The 16,785-nt window shown below is 64.1% G+C and carries 18 protein-coding genes and 1 tRNA gene; 6 read left to right on the plus strand and 13 right to left on the minus strand.

Annotation, left to right across the window (positions count from 1 at the left end; translation table 11 throughout):
- The first annotated feature begins 102 nt into the window (after nt 1-102).
- Nucleotides 103-414 carry a sulfurtransferase TusA family protein gene (locus OSH12_RS16775; protein ID WP_323180673.1) on the plus strand — a complete coding sequence of 104 codons (312 nt, stop codon included), beginning with the start codon at nt 103-105 and terminating at the stop codon, nt 412-414.
- On the opposite strand, the gene OSH12_RS16780 is transcribed toward OSH12_RS16775, so the two are convergent.
- The 7 genes from OSH12_RS16780 to OSH12_RS16810 form a co-directional block, all read right to left on the minus strand.
- A complete protein-coding gene (locus OSH12_RS16780; RefSeq protein ID WP_266344734.1) occupies nt 402-941 on the minus strand; it encodes an NADPH-dependent FMN reductase in 540 nt (179 codons plus the stop codon). The two genes, OSH12_RS16775 and OSH12_RS16780, sit on opposite strands and share 13 nt — an antisense overlap.
- Nucleotides 942-1,019: 78 nt before the next feature.
- Nucleotides 1,020-1,286: a hypothetical protein gene (locus OSH12_RS16785; RefSeq protein WP_266344735.1), complete on the minus strand. Its 267-nt coding sequence runs from the start codon at nt 1,284-1,286 to the stop codon at nt 1,020-1,022.
- 49 nt (nt 1,287-1,335) lie between these two features.
- On the minus strand, nt 1,336-2,946 hold the full coding sequence (locus OSH12_RS16790; protein WP_266344736.1) for an MFS transporter: 1,611 nt from the start codon (nt 2,944-2,946) through the stop codon (nt 1,336-1,338).
- A gap of 34 nt (nt 2,947-2,980) precedes the next feature.
- Nucleotides 2,981-3,454, minus strand: a complete 474-nt coding sequence (locus OSH12_RS16795; RefSeq protein WP_266344737.1) for an SRPBCC family protein — start codon at nt 3,452-3,454, stop codon at nt 2,981-2,983.
- Nucleotides 3,455-3,479: 25 nt separating this feature from the next.
- The gene (locus OSH12_RS16800) at nt 3,480-3,830 is read right to left on the minus strand and encodes an ArsR/SmtB family transcription factor (RefSeq protein ID WP_266344738.1); all 351 of its coding nucleotides are present in this window, start codon (nt 3,828-3,830) and stop codon (nt 3,480-3,482) included.
- 74 nt (nt 3,831-3,904) lie between these two features.
- The gene (locus tag OSH12_RS16805) at nt 3,905-5,104 is read right to left on the minus strand and encodes a CobW family GTP-binding protein (protein ID WP_266344766.1); all 1,200 of its coding nucleotides are present in this window, start codon (nt 5,102-5,104) and stop codon (nt 3,905-3,907) included.
- A 5-nt stretch (nt 5,105-5,109) separates the two neighbouring features.
- Nucleotides 5,110-6,426 (minus strand): D-alanyl-D-alanine carboxypeptidase family protein, encoded by a 1,317-nt coding sequence (locus OSH12_RS16810; RefSeq protein WP_266344739.1) that lies wholly within the window; start codon nt 6,424-6,426, stop codon nt 5,110-5,112.
- A 356-nt stretch (nt 6,427-6,782) separates the two neighbouring features.
- On the opposite strand from OSH12_RS16810, the gene OSH12_RS16815 reads away from it, so the two are divergent.
- A complete protein-coding gene (locus tag OSH12_RS16815; RefSeq protein WP_266344740.1) occupies nt 6,783-7,460 on the plus strand; it encodes an urease accessory protein UreE in 678 nt (225 codons plus the stop codon).
- 188 nt (nt 7,461-7,648) lie between these two features.
- The gene (locus OSH12_RS16820; RefSeq protein ID WP_266344741.1) at nt 7,649-8,815 is read left to right on the plus strand and encodes a M20 aminoacylase family protein; all 1,167 of its coding nucleotides are present in this window, start codon (nt 7,649-7,651) and stop codon (nt 8,813-8,815) included.
- Here the strand turns inward: OSH12_RS16820 and OSH12_RS16825 are convergent.
- A complete protein-coding gene (locus tag OSH12_RS16825) occupies nt 8,773-9,795 on the minus strand; it encodes a TerC family protein (RefSeq protein WP_266344742.1) in 1,023 nt (340 codons plus the stop codon). The two genes, OSH12_RS16820 and OSH12_RS16825, sit on opposite strands and share 43 nt — an antisense overlap.
- 258 nt (nt 9,796-10,053) lie before the next feature.
- Here OSH12_RS16825 and ilvD point away from each other — a divergent pair, with 258 nt between their 5' ends.
- A complete protein-coding gene (ilvD, locus tag OSH12_RS16830) occupies nt 10,054-11,910 on the plus strand; it encodes a dihydroxy-acid dehydratase (protein WP_266344743.1) in 1,857 nt (618 codons plus the stop codon).
- 108 nt (nt 11,911-12,018) lie between these two features.
- Here ilvD and OSH12_RS16835 read toward each other — a convergent pair whose 3' ends face one another.
- Both OSH12_RS16835 and OSH12_RS16840 read right to left on the minus strand, forming a co-directional pair.
- A complete protein-coding gene (locus OSH12_RS16835) occupies nt 12,019-13,521 on the minus strand; it encodes a M48 family metalloprotease (protein WP_380225270.1) in 1,503 nt (500 codons plus the stop codon).
- Complete coding sequence (locus OSH12_RS16840) at nt 13,518-14,465, minus strand: thermonuclease family protein (RefSeq protein ID WP_266344745.1); 948 nt, start codon at nt 14,463-14,465, stop codon at nt 13,518-13,520. The genes OSH12_RS16835 and OSH12_RS16840 overlap by 4 nt, the downstream gene beginning before the upstream one ends.
- A 252-nt stretch (nt 14,466-14,717) precedes the next feature.
- Between OSH12_RS16840 and OSH12_RS16845 the strand changes: the two genes are divergently transcribed.
- Nucleotides 14,718-14,794, plus strand: a tRNA-Arg gene (locus OSH12_RS16845).
- A gap of 75 nt (nt 14,795-14,869) precedes the next feature.
- On the opposite strand, the gene OSH12_RS16850 is transcribed toward OSH12_RS16845, so the two are convergent.
- Nucleotides 14,870-15,958: a tyrosine-type recombinase/integrase gene (locus tag OSH12_RS16850; protein WP_266344746.1), complete on the minus strand. Its 1,089-nt coding sequence runs from the start codon at nt 15,956-15,958 to the stop codon at nt 14,870-14,872.
- Between the two features lie 15 nt (nt 15,959-15,973).
- Entirely contained in the window at nt 15,974-16,231 is a 258-nt protein-coding gene (locus OSH12_RS16855; RefSeq protein WP_266344747.1) for a helix-turn-helix transcriptional regulator, read from the minus strand.
- 68 nt (nt 16,232-16,299) lie between these two features.
- Here OSH12_RS16855 and OSH12_RS16860 point away from each other — a divergent pair, with 68 nt between their 5' ends.
- Nucleotides 16,300-16,545: a DUF982 domain-containing protein gene (locus tag OSH12_RS16860; RefSeq protein WP_266344748.1), complete on the plus strand. Its 246-nt coding sequence runs from the start codon at nt 16,300-16,302 to the stop codon at nt 16,543-16,545.
- Between the two features lie 30 nt (nt 16,546-16,575).
- Here the strand turns inward: OSH12_RS16860 and OSH12_RS16865 are convergent.
- Nucleotides 16,576-16,785: hypothetical protein (locus OSH12_RS16865; RefSeq protein WP_266344749.1), on the minus strand; the 210-nt coding region annotated here is incomplete at its 5' end.

Here is a 16,785-nt window from a genome sequence, read left to right on the forward strand (position 1 = left end):
AGGAAGGGAGAGACGAGAGTGGAGCGTTTTGTAGCGGTTTCTGCTTTAAGAAAGCGTTCGCCCGCTGCTCGCGGGCCGCCCTGACAGGATGTGCCGACCGACATGATGGACAAGGACGCGAAGCCGGGCAATGACGTTCCGGAGGCTACTCTTTGGAACGCCGACATCCTGTTGGATGCGCGCGGGGTCGCCTGTCCGCTGCCGGTGCTGAAGGCTCGCAAGCGTCTCGCCGGCATGGCGGAAGGCAAGCGCCTTCTTGTCGAGGCGACCGACCCGATGGCGGCGATCGACATCCCGCATCTTTGCCAGCAGGACGGCCATCGCCTCGTCCGCCAGGATCGGCGCGAGGAGGGCGACCACGCGATTCTGCGCTTTCTGGTCGAGCGGGGCGCGAGTCGTCCTCAGTCCGACTGAGGCGGTTCTATCGCAGCGAGCAACGCCGCCAGACCCCGTTCGAGGATCGGCCGCATGTCGGGATCGGCGGCAATGGCCTCCGCATCCCGGCTTTTGGAGAGCAGGGGGATGGCGATCGACGATTCGTCGATGACCCGGCCGGACATCGTCGTCAGCACGAGGCGCAACGCCGCCTGCGCGTCGGAGGCGCGCGGCGAGGCGTTGAACAACGCGATCGGCTTATCGGGAAATTCGTGGCCGCCGACCAGCCAGTTGAGCGCATTCTTGAACGAACCTGGAATGCCGCGCGCATATTCCGGGCAGGAGATCAGGATCGCATCGGCTCGTCCGATCCGGGCGCGAAGCTCCGCGACAGAGGCGGGCAGGGGGCCGGTTTCGAGATCCGGATTGAAATGCGGCAACTCGCCAAGGCTCTCATAGTGCTCGAACACGACGCCTTTTGGCGCGACGAACTCCGTAGCGCGCAGCAACGTCCGGTTCGACGATGCCGCGCGAAGGCTGCCGCATAGGGTCAGGACAAGAGGCATGGTCGTTTCGAATCGTTCCATCGTGACGGCCTGTCATGATGGCGGAGCGATTTCGAATGTCCCAGCCGATGCGGAAGTTCAGCCCAGATATCGGATCTTGCCGCTCTTGCTGATGATGCAGTTGAACTGTGCGCCGTCGATGACGAGGCCGAATTCATAGCCTGCGCTATGCGGCCTGGCGCGGCGTACCTGCACATTGCCACGCAGCGCATTGTGCTTGATGGCGGCGGTGTTGATGCAGACCTGCTTGGCGGTGTTCTGGGAGACCGCGAGCGCCTCTGTCGGGACCAGTGGCAGGCAGGCTGCGATTGAAACGGCGGCGGCGACGGCAATCTTCATCGACATCTTGGTCTCCTTCCGGTTGCATCTGCTGGCTCAACGGCGCTTCGACCGCTCAGTTCCCCGCAGGAGACCGGGATTCTGGTGCCGCTGTCTCAAAGGCCTCCTTGTCATCCGCACCTTCGGGTTGACCCGTGCCTTCGCCGATGGGGCGGACGTGGCGCAGCATGACCAGATTGACGAGGGCGAGGCCCAGCATAAGCACCAGCCCGCAGACCGCCACGACTTGCATGGCATCGACAAAGGCCGCGCGGGCGGCGTCGAGAAGTGCGTTCGCCGCCAACGCATCCAGGCTGGATGCCGCCACGATGGCGCCGGCCAACGTATCGCGCGCCGCCTCGAAAGCCTCGGCCGATAGTCCGGTTGGCAAAGCCCCTTCGACATGGCTGCGGTAGACGGCGGTGCCGAGGCTGCCGAGCGCGGCGATACCGAGCGCGAAGCCGAGCTCGGCACTGGTTTCCGACATGGCCGCCGCCGAGCCCGCTTTTTCAGGCGGCGCCGAGCCGACGACAATACCGCTCGACAGCGTTACCAGCGGCGTGCCGCCGATGTTCATCAGTGCGAAGCCGAGGATCAGCGCGGCAAAGCCCGAATTCGGCTGCACCTGCGTCACCAGCAGGAAGCCGATGGCTGAGACGAGCAGGCCGCCGGCAATCAGCGGCGCAGGGCGCATCCGCTGCGCGATCAGCGGCGCCAGCATGAAGCCGACGACAGAGGCTGCCACGCCGGGCAGGAGCCACAGACCGGCCCGGAGCGGCGACAAGCCCATCACCAACTGGAGATACTGGCTGATGAACAGCATCAGTGCGCCGGTCAGCGTGATCGCGAACAGGCTGCCGACGGCGGTCGTGAAGGCGCGATTGGCGAAAAGGCGCATGTCGAGCAGCGGGTCGGCGAGCCGGCGCTGGCGGATGACGAAGGTGACGCCGAAGGCGATGCCGATCAGGATCGCGGCGATTGGTGCGACCGCCGGACCGTTCTTGGCGATCTCCTTCAGGCCGAAGATCGCCGGCAGGATGGCGCAGAGCGAGAGGCCGACGCTGGTGAAGTCGAGGCGGCCTGCGTTGGGATCGCGATATTCCGGCAGCAGCGACGGCGCGGTTGCCAGCAGCAGAAGGATCACCGGGACGCCGAGAAGGAAGATCGAGCCCCACCAGAAATGCTCGAGCATGAACCCGCCGACCAGCGGCCCCACCGCCATGCCCGACATGAAGCCGACCATCCATATCGAGATGGCGAAGGCCCTCTGGCCGGCATCGCGGAACATGTTGGTGATGAGCGCCAGGGTCGAGGGCGCCAAGGTCGCCCCTGCAATGCCGAGCAATGCACGCGAAAGAATCAGCATCGACGCGGTCGGCGAAAAGGCGGCGAGGATCGAGGCGATGCCGAAGGCGGTGCCGCCGATCATCAGCAGCTTGCGACGGCCGATGCGATCGCCCAGCGTCCCCATCGTGATCATGAAGCCGGCCAGCATGAAGCCGTAAATATCCATGATCCAGAGCTGCTGGGCGCTGTCGGCGCCAAGGCTTTCGCTGATATGCGGCAGCGCGAGGATCACCACCGAAACGTCGATGGAAACGATCAGGGTCGGCAGGGTGAGGACGGCGAGCCCCGTCCATTCCCGGATGCCGGCCTTGGGGCCGGCGGCATGAAGGCCGTCACTCATTTCGTGCCTCCCTTTTCGACTGGGCGCCTGAGCGTCAGGTCGATACGGCTTGCCGTTCCAATACCGCGCCCAGCGCGTCCAGTAACTCGTTGGTGCCGTGCTCGCGATATTCTGGCTTGTCGAGCCCATCGAGATAGGCGCCATGCTCTGTCAGGACGAGACGCGTACCGCCCGATTCCGGCCTGAACTCGATCGTCGCCAGCGAGACGGAGATCCGCTCGTCGTCGAGATGCATGTCATAGGCGTAGATGATGCGCTGGTTCGGGACGATGTCCTGGTAGAGCGCGTCGTAGCGATACAGCTGTCCATTCGGCCCACGGCCCTCGCTGTGCTCGCGGCCGCCGATGCGGAAATCGAGTTCCAGCTTTGTCGTGCCTTCGTCGGGCGCGCCGAACCAGCGACCCTTGCTTTGCGCCGAAGCCCAGGCGGCAAAGACTTGCGAGGGCGCGGCCTTGTAGAGGCGGCGGATCGTGAAGGTGGCATGGGTGACGGATCGCTCGGTCATCATTCTTTCCTTCGGTTCGGGCGTTGTTCTATGCGGGGTCTCGACTGGCCGGCTCTTCGGGTATGGCGAGCAATTCGCCCAGCCGATCCAGCCGCGTTTCCCACAGGGAGCGCCGTTCTTGGATCCATGTTTCGGCCTGCTGCAGCGCGCTGGTGTCGAGGGTGCAGGTTCGGACCCGGCCAAGTTTCTCGCTGCGGACGAGGCCGCTCGTCTCCAGCACCTGCAGATGCTGCACGACCGCCGGCAAGGTCATCGACAGGGGCTTGGCCAGTTCGCTGACCGAGGCCGGGCCGCGCGACAATTGCTCCACCATGATGCGCCGGCTCGGATCGGAGAGCGCCTGGAACAGAAGATCGAGCGGAGCAGATTGGTTAAGCATGTACTTAAGTATCATGCCGCGAAAACATCGTCAACGAAGCGCGCCGCTGACGACAGGAAAGCAGAAGAACGGTTCTAGGGCCGGAAGACGCCGGAAAAGCCGGAAATGGCCAGCGGATTGTCGGCGATGGTGGTCGCGTCCGCCGTGTCGGTCTGCGGCAGGTCGGAAAAGGCGCCGACTATCGCACGCTCGGCCGTCTCCGGCATGTCGCGCACGATCAGCACCAGCCGCGAGCGGCGGTCGTCGCTCGGCCAGGCGGGAAGCCGCGCGGGCGGATGGAAGATCGTCTGCGCCGCCTGGATCACCAGCGGCCGGTCCGGCGCCTCGGCCGTCTGCACGAGGCCCTTCAGCCGCAGCAGGCTCGCGCCATGCTCGCGCGCCAGCCGGTCGAGGAAGTCGTCGAGAGCGTGGCGGGAAATCGGCGTCGCGCGGGTCGCCGTGAACGAGCGGATGCGCGCGTCGTGTCGGTTCACGTCATGGGCATGCTGATGGCCGTGATCGTGGTGGCCGTGGTCACGATGGTCATGGTGGTGATGGCCATGGTGGTGATGGTCGTGATCGTGGCCGGCATGGTCATGCGCCTCGGCGGCCAGCCAGCCAACCACGTCGGCAATCTTGCCATCGGTGGAAAAAGGCTGTGTGTCGAACAGGTTTGACGGCTCCACGTCGTCCCGGCCGGCTTCGAGGATGACGGCGCCGGGATTCAAGGCGCGGATCCGGTCGCGGATGGCCGGATCGGCCTCGGCGAGATCGGCCTTGGTCAGCACGATCCGGTCTGCGACCGCGATCTGCCGGTTGGCTTCGTCCGACATATCGAGCGTGCGCGCGCCGTTGACGGCGTCCACGACCGTGACGACGCCGTCGAGCCGATAGCGCATCGAGAGATAGGGATGGAGCAGGACGCTCTGCAGCACCGGGGCCGGGTCGGCCAGTCCCGTCGTTTCGATGACGACGCGGTCGAGTTTCTCGATGCGATGGTTGTCGAGGGCGCGTAGCAGGTTTTCGAGCGTCGTCACCAGTTCGCCGCGAATGGTGCAGCAGAGGCAGCCGGAAGAAAGCTCGATGATGCCATCCTCGGACTCGCCGACCAGGAGATGGTCGAGGCCGATTTCGCCAAACTCGTTGACGATCACGGCGGTGCCGGCCAACGCGGGGTCGCGCAGAAGCCGGTTCAAAAGCGTCGTCTTGCCGGCGCCGAGAAAGCCGGTGATCACGGTCAGCGGGATCGGCTTTGGGCGCTGGCGGACCGGCGGGGCTGCTGCTTCCTGGGCCAAGGGCGTCACTGCGTGATCGCGAGCGCGGAATCCGGCAGTGGCGCGATATCGGTCGAGTCGAAGGGCACGCCGAGCTCGATCTTGGGCTTCGAAGCGGGCTTGGGCGCCTTGGCCTTGACCGGCTTGGCATCGTCCTGATTGGCGGTTTTGGCCGGCGACTTCTTGCCGGCTTCCTTCTTGGCCCCGTCCTTCTTCTTGTTGGAAGCGGCCTTGCCCTTCTTCTTCTCCTGCTTGGCGGCCGCCGCGGCGATAGCTTTCGCCTGATCCTCGGCTTCGACAACGGCAGCTGGCTTGATCGAACCATCTGGGTTGCGGACGCCGATGGTCGAGACGACGACGGGCTCCATCAGCTTTACGCGCGGCTGCAGGGCGGTGGGGAGGTTCGGCGCCGCGGCGGTCTCTGCCTCGTGCTCGCCGCGTTCCTTGCGGTTGCAGATGTCGTCGCGCATGTTGATCGGGCCGGCGATCGGCGAGGCGCCACGGAAGCTTGCCAGCGACGGGCGGCTGCCGGTCAGCGCCAGGCTGCCAAAGCTCTGGTTCATCAGGCGCGCGGTCAGTTCGGAGCGCTCCTTGCCATTGCTGGCGCCCAGCACGACGGCGATGAGCGTATTGCCGTTCTGCGATGCCGTCGCCACGACGTTGAAGCCGGAGGCGCAGATGAAGCCGGTCTTCATGCCGCTGCTGCCGGGATAGCGCTCGAGCAGCGAATTGGCGGATTTCATCACGCGCTTGCCGGACTGGATCGCGGTGATGCCATAGAGCTGGCGACGCTCGGGAAACTCGGTCCAGAGCGCACGCGCCAGCACGGCGAGATCGCGCGCGCTGGTGAACTGGCCCTCGCCGGGCAGGCCGTTCGGATTGATGAAATGGGTATTGCTCATTCCGAGCCGGGCCGCTTCCGCGTTCATCAGCGCGACGAAGCCGGCCTCGCTGCCGCCGACCGACTCGCCGATCGCCATGGCGATGTCGTTCGCCGAATGGACCAGCATCATCTTCAGCGCATTATCGAGGTCGATGACGGTGCCGACCTTGAAGCCCATCTTGCTGGGCTGTTCGTCGAGCGCGTGGCGCGAGACGACGATCTGGCTCGCAAGCGAAATCTTGCCGGCGCGGATCGCCTTGAACACGACATAGGCGCTCATCAGCTTGGTGACGGAGGCGGGGTACCATTCCTGGTGCGCGTTGCGCGCCGCAAGCACCTTGCCGCTGTCCATGTCGACGACGATGTACGGCGTTTCCACTGCCGATGCCGCGTTCACGCCAATCCCTAGCAGCAGGATGAGTGCAAAAAACCGGGCGATCGATCGGGTCACGAAGGGCATGTCAGGCTTTGTCCGTCTCGGGAAGGTCGCGGGCCGTGGAGGTGCAGCGTTGCGTCCTGAATAACCGAATTCCGCCACTCTTGGCAAAGCGACGGATTGTACTTTTGCAAACTTTGTCTCGAAGTCCTTGGAATATGGGCGGAATCGCCGACCAGATTCCTTGCTCCGGACGTAGCTGACGTGGCGCTAGATCGCGGAATTTTGTCAGAAGACTCAGCATGTCCGTCGGCGGCGCTTCTGGCTTGACGTAGGGTTATGCTGTAAAACTCAACTAGGGGTCGCGTGGGGGCGGGACCTAAAGCATTCAGGATCGCTCGACGATCCGGTTCTGTAGTGAGCCTTTGATGAGGCGCCAAATGATACGCGCAACCTCCATCCTTCCCGCCGGCTCGTGGTCCGGCTCCCCTGCAGATTCCGTCCTTCTGGATTATGATGCCCGACATCGACGCCGCCTCGCCATGTCAGGACGGGGCGGCGTGGCGTTTCTCCTCGATCTGCCGATTGCGATCGGGCTGCGGCACGGCGACGGGCTGTTGCTGGAAGATGGCCGCATCGTCGCGGTCGTGGCGGCGGCCGAGCCCCTGCTCGATGTTTCAGCCAGTGATGCGCCGCTGATGATCCGCATCACCTGGCATCTCGGCAACCGACAACTCCCGACGCAATTGCTGGACGATCGTCTGCGGATCCGGCCCGATGCCGAAGCCGAGGCGATGCTCGCCCGTCTTGGCGCGACGGTCCGGCAGGTCACCGCGCCCTTCGATCCCGAAGAGCTGTCGGATGACGACGATAATCCCTGGGCAGGCTTCACTCGGAGCCATAGCTTTGCCGATGGAGAGGATTTTTCGCAAGGCCACGGCTATTTCTACCGCAATGGCCCGACCTTTAGCGAGGCGCATAGCCACGCTCATGCCAACAGCCAGTCGCGGCATTCGTCCACCCACTCCACGAGCCATTCCCACAGTCCCGGACAGGAGCATCATGACAAGGGAGCGCACGGCCCGCCCCCTGACGATCCGCAACCGCGCCAGGGGTGAAGGAAGCGAAACCCAAGCCCGATCTTGGTTTTTTGCGGCGTCGCCGTTGGAGGCTTTCACCCATTCGCTGAAACGGGCAGCGCTCTAACTCCTTGCTTGGTCGCGTTTTCTTCACGCGAACCGCTACACACTTCGCTCGAAAACGCTCTAGAGTGGAGCTTCGTGCTGTAAACCCCGCGGAGTTCCGGATGCCGATCGTCAATCGTCTCGCCGAGTTTCAAGACGAGGTTGCCGCCTGGCGGCAGGATCTGCACCAGCATCCGGAAATCCTCTACGACGTCCATCGCACGGCGGCCACGGTGGCCGAGCGGTTGCAAGGGTTCGGCGTGGATGACGTCGTGACGGGCCTCGGCCGCACCGGTGTCGTCGGCGTCATTCGCGGCAAGCGTGGCGAGGGCCGGACCGTGGCGTTGCGCGCCGACATGGACGCGCTGCCGCTGATGGAAATCACCGGCAAGTCCTATGCGTCGACGATCCCTGGAAAGATGCACGCCTGCGGCCATGACGGTCATATGGCCATGCTTCTGGGCGCTGCGAAATATCTGGCCGAAACCCGCAATTTCGCCGGCACGGCGGTGATCATCTTCCAGCCGGCCGAAGAGGGCGGCGCCGGCGGCAAGGCGATGATCGAAGACGGTCTGATGGAGCGGTTCGGCATCGACGAGGTCTACGGCATGCACAACATGCCCGGCCTCGAGATCGGCAAGTTCGCGATCCGCCCCGGCCCGATCATGGCGGCGACCGACGAGTTCAGCTTCATCATCACGGGCCGCGGCGCGCATGCGGCCAAGCCGCATTCCGGCATCGATCCTATCGTCGTCGGGACCCAGCTTGTCCAGGCGATGCAGACGATCGTCTCGCGCTCCGTCGATCCGCTCGAATCCGTCGTGGTTTCCGTGACGAAGTTCCATGCCGGCGAAGCGCACAACATCATCCCCCAGACCGCCTATCTCGGCGGCACCGTGCGCACGCTGACGAGCGATATGCGCGACTTGGCGGAAAAGCGCATCCGCGAGATCGCGGCCGGCATAGGCGCCGCTTGTGGCGCGTCGATCGAGGTCGAGTACGACCGCAACTATCCCGTCACGGTCAACCACGCCGCCAACACCGCTTTCGCGGGCGATGTGGCTTCCGAGATCGTTGGCAGCGACCGCGTCGATCGCGCGGTCGCGCCGATGATGGGCGGCGAGGACTTCTCCTACATGCTGGAGAAGCGCCCCGGCGCCTTCATCTTCATCGGCAATGGCGACTCGGCCGGGCTGCATAACCCGGCCTATGATTTCAATGACGACGCCTTGCCGATCGGTGCTTCCTACTGGGTGCGCTTGATCGAGACGTCGCTCGCGCCAGCCTGAGCGGCCACCCGATCTTCGTTGCGGGTCTTCCAGAGCGAGACGATGACACCGGCCGCCAGGATGCCGATGGTCGATCCGAGCGAGAAGAAGGTGTTCACGGGGCCGACAAGGTGGGTCCAGAAGATCTTGCTGCCGACGAGGACCAGCACCAGCGCCAGCGCGTACTTAAGATAGTGGAAGCGGTGGACCATCGCTGCGAGCGCGAAATACAGCGCGCGCAGGCCGAGAACGGCGAAGATGTTGCTGGTGTAGACAATGTAGGGGTCGGTCGTGATGGCGAACACGGCCGGAACGCTATCCACCGCGAAGACGACATCGGCGATTTCGATCGAGACCAGCGCCAGGAATAGCGGCGTCGCGACCAGCGTTGCCTTGGTCGCACCGGACTGCTTGACGTGCGTGAAGAATTTGTGGCCGTCCAGCGTCGGCGAAACCGGGATGACCTTGCGCACGAGCTTGATGATGCGGCTGTTTTCGAGATCCATCGGCTCGTCGCCGGCGAACAGCATCTTGATGCCGGTGATGATCAGGAAGGCGCCGAAAATGTACAAAATCCAGCCGAAGGACGAGATCAGAGCCGCGCCGAGGCCGATCATGATGGCGCGCAGCACCAGCACGCCCAGAATGCCCCAGAACAGCACGCGGTGCTGATAGGCGCGCGGGATCGCGAAAGCGGCGAAGATCAGCGAGATGACGAAGATATTATCGAGCGCCAGGCTCTTCTCGACGACGAAGCCGGTGAGATAGAGCATGCCGGACTCGGCGCCGAGATCCCACCAGACCCATGCGCCGAACAGAAGCGCTACCGAGATGTAGAACGACGAAAGCACCAGGCTGCGGCGGATGCCGATCTCCTGGTCACCGCGATTGAGCACGCCAAGGTCCAGAACGAGCAGGACGGCGACGATGCCCATGAAGAGCGCCCACGCAGCCGCAGGCTGGCCGAGGAACTCGGCGGCGAAGAATGTGGTGATATCCATGTGTCACGAGCGTTATGTCGCCGGGCCAATAGGCGTTAGTGGGTCCGACATCACGGTGGGCGACGCACCGCCAGAGGGGCCCGGACCCCGCTCGTAAGCTCCACATGGCGCGCGCCCCCTTTCCGTGCAAGGGTCGAAAGCGAAATTTTCTCGACTTATCCGCGACTTTGGTGCAACCAACCAAAACCACATCCCTCGGACGTTCAGCTCGATCGGCGACGCCCTATATGAGGGACTATTGAAAGATCGAGGTCTCAAATGCCCGCCTATCGTTCCCGTACCACCACCCACGGCCGCAACATGGCCGGCGCGCGCGGCCTATGGCGCGCTACCGGCATGAAGGACGGCGATTTCGGCAAGCCGATCATCGCAGTGGTCAATTCCTTCACGCAGTTCGTCCCCGGTCACGTCCATCTCAAGGACCTTGGCCAGCTGGTGGCGCGCGAGATCGAGAAGGCCGGCGGTGTCGCCAAGGAATTCAACACGATCGCCATCGATGACGGCATCGCGATGGGCCATGACGGCATGCTCTATTCGCTGCCGTCGCGCGAGATCATCGCCGACTCGGTCGAGTACATGGTCAACGGCCATTGCGCCGACGCCATGGTCTGCATCTCGAATTGCGACAAGATCACCCCGGGCATGCTGATGGCGTCGCTGCGCCTCAACATCCCGACGATCTTCGTCTCCGGCGGCCCGATGGAGGCCGGCAAGGTCGTTCTCTCGGATGGCAAGCTGCATGCGCTCGACCTCGTCGACGCCATGGTCGCCGCCGCCGACGACAGCATGTCGGACGAGGACGTCAAGCTGATCGAGCAGAATGCCTGCCCGACCTGCGGCTCCTGCTCCGGCATGTTCACCGCCAATTCGATGAACTGCCTGACCGAGGCGCTCGGCCTGTCGCTGCCCGGCAACGGCTCGACGCTGGCGACGCATGCCGACCGCAAGCGCCTGTTCATCGAGGCCGGTCACCAGATCGTCGACATCACCCGCCGTTATTACGAGCAGGACGACGAGAGCGTGCTGCCGCGCAACGTCGCCTCCTTCGGCGCGTTCGAAAACGCCATGACGCTGGATATCGCCATGGGCGGCTCGACCAATACGGTCCTGCACATCCTGGCCGCGGCGCATGAGGGCGAGATCGACTTCGACCTCGACGACATCGATCGCCTGTCGCGCCATGTCCCTGTTCTCTGCAAGGTCGCCCCGGCCAAGCAGGACGTCCACATGGAAGACGTCCATCGCGCCGGCGGCATCATGGCGATCCTGGGCGAACTGGCGCGTGGCAATCTGCTGAATGTCGACCTGCCGACGGTGCATTCCTCGACGCTCGCCGAGGCGATCGGCCGTTGGGACATCCGCCAGACCAACAGCGAGAGCGTGCGCGAATTCTATCGCGCAGCCCCCGGCGGCGTGCCGACCCAGACGGCGTTCAGCCAGGACCGTCGCTGGACCGAGCTGGATCTCGACCGTGAAAAGGGCGCCATCCGCGACGTGCCGCATGCCTTCTCCAAGGATGGCGGCCTCGCGGTCCTGAAGGGCAACATCGCGCTGAACGGTTCGGTGGTGAAGACCGCCGGCGTCGATGACTCGATCCTGAAGTTCGTCGGCCCGGCCGTGATCTTCGAGAGCCAGGATGACGCCGTGCTCGGCATCCTGAACAAGAAGGTCAAGGAAGGTGACGTCGTCATCATCCGCTACGAGGGACCGCGCGGCGGCCCCGGCATGCAGGAAATGCTCTATCCGACCAGCTATCTGAAGTCGCGCGGCCTCGGCAAGGCATGCGCGCTGGTCACGGATGGTCGCTTCTCCGGTGGCACGTCGGGCCTCTCGATCGGTCACGTCGCACCGGAAGCCGCCGCTGGCGGCGCCATCGGCCTGGTCGAGGCGGGCGATACGATCGAGATCGATATCCCGAACCGCATCCTGCGCATTGTCATCTCCGATGAAGAGTTGGCCGCGCGCCGCGCCGCCATGGACGCCAAGGGCAAGGATGGCTGGAAGCCGGTCAAGCCGCGCAAGCGCAACGTGACGACCGCGCTCAAGGCCTACGCCGCCATGGCGACCAGCGCCGACAAGGGCGCGGTCCGCGACGTCAGCCGCTTCGACGTCTGAGTGACGACATTCCGCAAATAGAAAAGGGCGCCTTCGGGCGCCCTTTTTGTTGTCTGGATTTTCACGATCATGGCGCTGGTCCGGACCGAGCGTCGCCGCTCAGAGGGCTCAATCGCTGACGATCTTGACCTTGTCGCCGGCCGGGGGCAGCGTGTTGCCCTTGATGTTGTTGAGGACGCGGAAGAGATCCGCCGGCCGGTCGACCCCGTTCATCCGCCGCGCCAGGCTGTCCACCGTATCGCCCGACCGAACCGTCGCCAGTTCGATCCGCAGCGGCTTCAGCGCCGCCGCTTCCTGGGTCGACAGCTTGCGGAAGCTCTGCACTGTCGCCGTCGTCGCCTGCTCGAGGCCGGGCGTGTCGGTCTCGTTGGCGAAGATGAAGCGATAGGTCGCGCTCGGCCCGACCCGGATCACGGCGATGCGGAACACCCAGCCCTTGGCTTCCGCCCGCGCCGAGGCGGCTTCGAGGCCGTTGACCGTGAAGCTCTTGATCGAGTTGCGGTCGAGGCCGTTGACCCAGCCCGAAGCGATGTAATCGGCAAGCGCCGTGCCGATCGGCAGGTTGGCGCCGTCGAAGCGCAGCGCCGTCCCGTCCGGCGCGGTCGCCAGCACGGCATCCGTCGTGTTGTCGAGGATGAAGCCGTTCGGCACGGTGAAGCCGACACCCAGCGTCGGATGATAGAAATTCTTGCCGCGGACAAAGCCTTGCGAGCGGTCATCGCCGAACAACATGCCGTCGATGCCCTGCAGATAGCGCTCACGGTCGACCTCGCCGATGCCCGGCGCGCCGAACTGGCGCGCGGCGCGGGTGGCGAATTCGACCCGCTGCGGGGTTGCCGGATGAGAGGCGAGGAAGTCCGGCCGCTTGTCCTGCACGCTGCCTGCCGACTTGTAGACGGCGTAGCGGCCCATCAGGTCGAGGAAGCGACCGGCGGCGAAGGGATCATAGCCGGCCTTGCCGATGGTCCGTACGCCGATCGCGTCGGCTTCCAGCTCCTGCTGCTGCGAGAAGGCAGCCAGCGTCCGCTGGCTTGAGGCGAGTGCCAACTGGCCGGCGTCGCCGTCCTGCAGCACGTCGGTGACGACGCGGCTGACGATCATCGCGGCGCGCGCCTTGTTCTGGCGCTGCATGGCATGGTTGGCCGTCACATGGCCCATCTCATGCGCCAGCACGGCGGCGACTTCGGAGGAATCATTGGCGAGCGCCAGCAGGCCGCGCGTGACATAGAGATAGCCGCCCGGCAGCGCGAAGGCGTTGACCGAAGGCGTGTTCAGGATGGTGATGCGATAGGACTGGGACGGGTCGTCGGAGGCGGCAACGATGCGGCCGACGATGCGGGCCACCGTCTTCTCCAGCTTGTCGTCATGATAGATGCCGCCGAAGCTCGCGATGATGCGCGGATGTTCCTGCGCGCCGATGCGGGCTTCTTCGCGATTGACGGGAGGCGGCGTTGCCGCGCCGGCCGTCGTCTGCGGCGGGCCATAGGTCTGCTCGAGCACGGTTGTGCAGCCGGCAAGCAACAGGCTCGCCGTGATGATTGCCGCCTGCCAGAGACGTGCGCCGTGGGAGCGCAAGCGCTCCCTATGCAAAGTGGCACCGAATGCCGTCATTCTTCACCATTGGTCTCCAACAGTTCGAGCTGCTCGGGATGCGTGATCCGCAAGCTCGGCCCGTTGTGACTCTCAATCCAGCCCCTCAGTCTTACCCGTTGCCCCCTCAGCGCCGCCACCGCGATCCCGCTTTCGGCCAGGGCTGCCATCGCCTCGGCCGTCAGAACCGCCGTGAAATCCGTCGACCACTCGCGTCCGAAATCCAGATAGGCGATTGGACCGCGCTCGCCGACAGAAACGACTCTTCCCTCAACCAGATCATATACATCGTGACGGGTTGCAAGTCCGAGATCTGTCGCAGGGCGGATGGCGTAGTATGGATCCGGCCAGAGGCCAAGTCCTGAATGGCGCGCTTCCCGTTCAACATTCATCAAAGCGCCGACACACTGGCGATTGTCGGCGAAGGAATAGACGCGGGCGAGGCCTTGGGCCACCATCTCCCGCTGCACCCAGATGGGTTCGCGCCCTTCCGGCAGGATTTCGACATGGGCGAGCGCCCGGTTGTAGCGGTCGCGTCGGGCTCCGCCATAGCGCAACTGCGCCGCCTGGCCGAGGGCCATGCGCTCCAGCGCCGCCTTCGCCTCTTCTCCCAGCGGCCAGGCGACGAAACCAGGCCGGCCCAGCGGCAATTTCGGCGCCTGCATGCCGACGAGGCGGACTTCGAGCGTGTTGTCGAGCACGAGCGTGTCGCCGTCGATGACATGGGTCACGACTCCCGCTTCGCCATCGACAAGGTGGCATTCGTTCGGGCCCGCCGTCCGTTCGGTCGGTTTCGCCCCCGTCGCATCCGTCATCATCGCTCCCAACAGCAGCAGGACCAGCCCGAGCCGCTTCCATCGCCATGCCAAACCATTCGCGTGCGCCGCGCCGCTTCGAAATATCGTGCGGCGCTCCAACATGGTCGGTTGCGGCGTCGTGGTTCCGGCTCGGCGTTTCGTCACCATCCGCGACCCTGCATCCCGCGCGCTTGTGTCATCGTCATGGCGTCACGACGGTGGAGCGCCATGGTGACATTGCCGAGGCAGCTTGAAAACAGGGGGCAGGGGAATGCGTATGGTCGACGCCAAACGCCGACAGGGCACGAGTAGTTCCAGAATTCTGTGGGATGCTCTTGAAACCGGAGGCCCAATCGGACCATAAGCATCGCATCCGTCCAGCCAAGCTGGACTGGCTCGCGCCGCCGCATGGCAGCCGATGTCCCGGTAGCTCAGCAGGATAGAGCAACGGTTTCCTAAACCGTAGGTCAGGGGTTCGAATCCCTTCCGGGACACCAAAGTCTTTGAAAATCAATAAGTTACAAACGAAATAGCTGCTGTTGTAAAAACAGTCGGTTTTCGGTTCGTTCCCGCTAGTCGGACGTGCGTTCGAATCGCCGCAAGACGCTTTCGGCAAGGGTTCGCTGGCGAGCGCCCTTGGTGTAGCGATCGACCTCTTTCCGGGTCGTATGGCCGGTGATGGCCATGATTTCCGCATCAGTGCAGCCAAGCTCTGCCAAGCGCGATGCCGCCGCCTTGCGGAGGCCATGGGCGGAGCATTGTGGCAGGCCAGCTTCGTTGCACCATTGGCGCATCTTGTTGCCGAAGCCGTTGCTGGTGAATGGCTTGCGGAAATCCGTCACAAGGAAAGTCAAATCGCCACACGGCGAGGCGTCAATGACGCTCTGCAGGTTGGAGACAATCGGGATCTCCAGCCGCACCGGGTTCCGTTTGCGCCCCTTGAACTGCGTGAAGAACAGCCAGCCATCGCGGACGTGCTGCTTTCCAAACGTGACCATGTCGCTGCGCCGCTGGCCAGTATAGAGCAGGAGCGAAAAGGCGAGCCGCGCCCGACTGCCGATGGGGTGGGTGCGTTCAAACTGCTCGACGTCATCCAAGGTCCAGGAGTGAAAGCCGTCACCATCCACGCGGAGGTTTCGAACGTCGCGTGCGATGTTGTACGTCAGATCATCATCGATCTCCGCCTCGATCGCCCATGAAAGCATCTGGCGTATCGCCTTCAGGCGTCCATTCGCGGCATTGGGAAAATCTGCCTTTCGGTCGCGAAGAACCTTTATCGCCTTGGCCGTGAGCTTGTTGACCGGGCAATCGCCGAAGGATTCCGTTGCACCGGTGCGGATCGGCTCGGCCAGGCACTTCTCGATGACGAGATGGCGGACGCGCTGCGTCGATTTTTCGAGGGCGCGGAACTCTCGCGACTTCTCATATTCAAGCCAAAGCCATCTAAGCGTGCGCTGCTGAGTCGGCTGAATAACCCGCGCGGGCGTCTTGGCCTCGGCAGCAATTGAGCGCAGCGCCGTCCGATAGGCGGCTTCGAATGCGTCCGACAATGGATCGTCGGGAAGCCGCGCCGCTCCGCCGTTCGGTGGGCGGAAATAGAACCGCTCGGTGCCATATCGGTCCTTATGCCGATAGACGTATTTCGGGAGGTCTCGCTTCATCGTGAACCCTTTCGGTCAGACGCCGAAGGTCCACTTACCCCCAGCATCCTCATTACTTGGCAACGCGGCGAAGGACTCGTCCAGCCCAAACCGGTCCCAAACCGTGCGTGAGTTGATGAGCTTCGGCTTGGGCATGCGGCCGTCCTTCACCATTTCGTCAAAGAGCGACGGTGAAACGCCGATATAGGCGGCGGCCATTGTTCGCGAGAGTCCGCGCGGCGGCAGGGAGAGCGGAAGCGGGTTTGTTTGGCGATCGACGGTGGTCACTTCCATCGCGAGCCTCCGGTCGTTCGGTGAGCGCTGCCTTGGCGGAAGACGCGCACCGCCCTATGTAGTCTCGGATGAAACACGCATTCCGCCTGGTTTTTGTTTGGGAAGGTGTTGGCGCGCGCCGGGCCATAGGCGACGTCCTTCGCGCGGCCGAGTGGCTGACCGATGATTGGCCGGCTGACTTCCGCGGTACGAAGAAGCACATCGCCGCGATGGAAATGTGCGTGCTGGAGCTCGAAGGAGAGGCCCTGCCTGATGATGTCCGCCACATGTTCATTGAGGCGGCGCGGGAGGCGGATGTCTTGGCTGCCGCGTGACGCCGGGGCGCTATTCATTGGAGGCGCCTCCTAGACCAGAGCCCAGATCAGCCAAGCCAAGAGGCTGACGATCAGGGCGAACGAATAGGCGAGAAGTTGGAAGAATGCCCCGCCCCAGTCTGGGTACATGCCGCCGTTCTGGCGCTCCATGCGGGGGGCCAGAAGGTGCACGACGGCTACCACTGTGAGGGTAAAGACTGTCGGCCACATCCAACTACCTAGAGTGATAGTGACCATCAC

This window comes from Kaistia terrae (assembly GCF_026344005.1).
Taxonomy (GTDB): Bacteria; Pseudomonadota; Alphaproteobacteria; order Rhizobiales; family Kaistiaceae; genus Kaistia; species Kaistia terrae.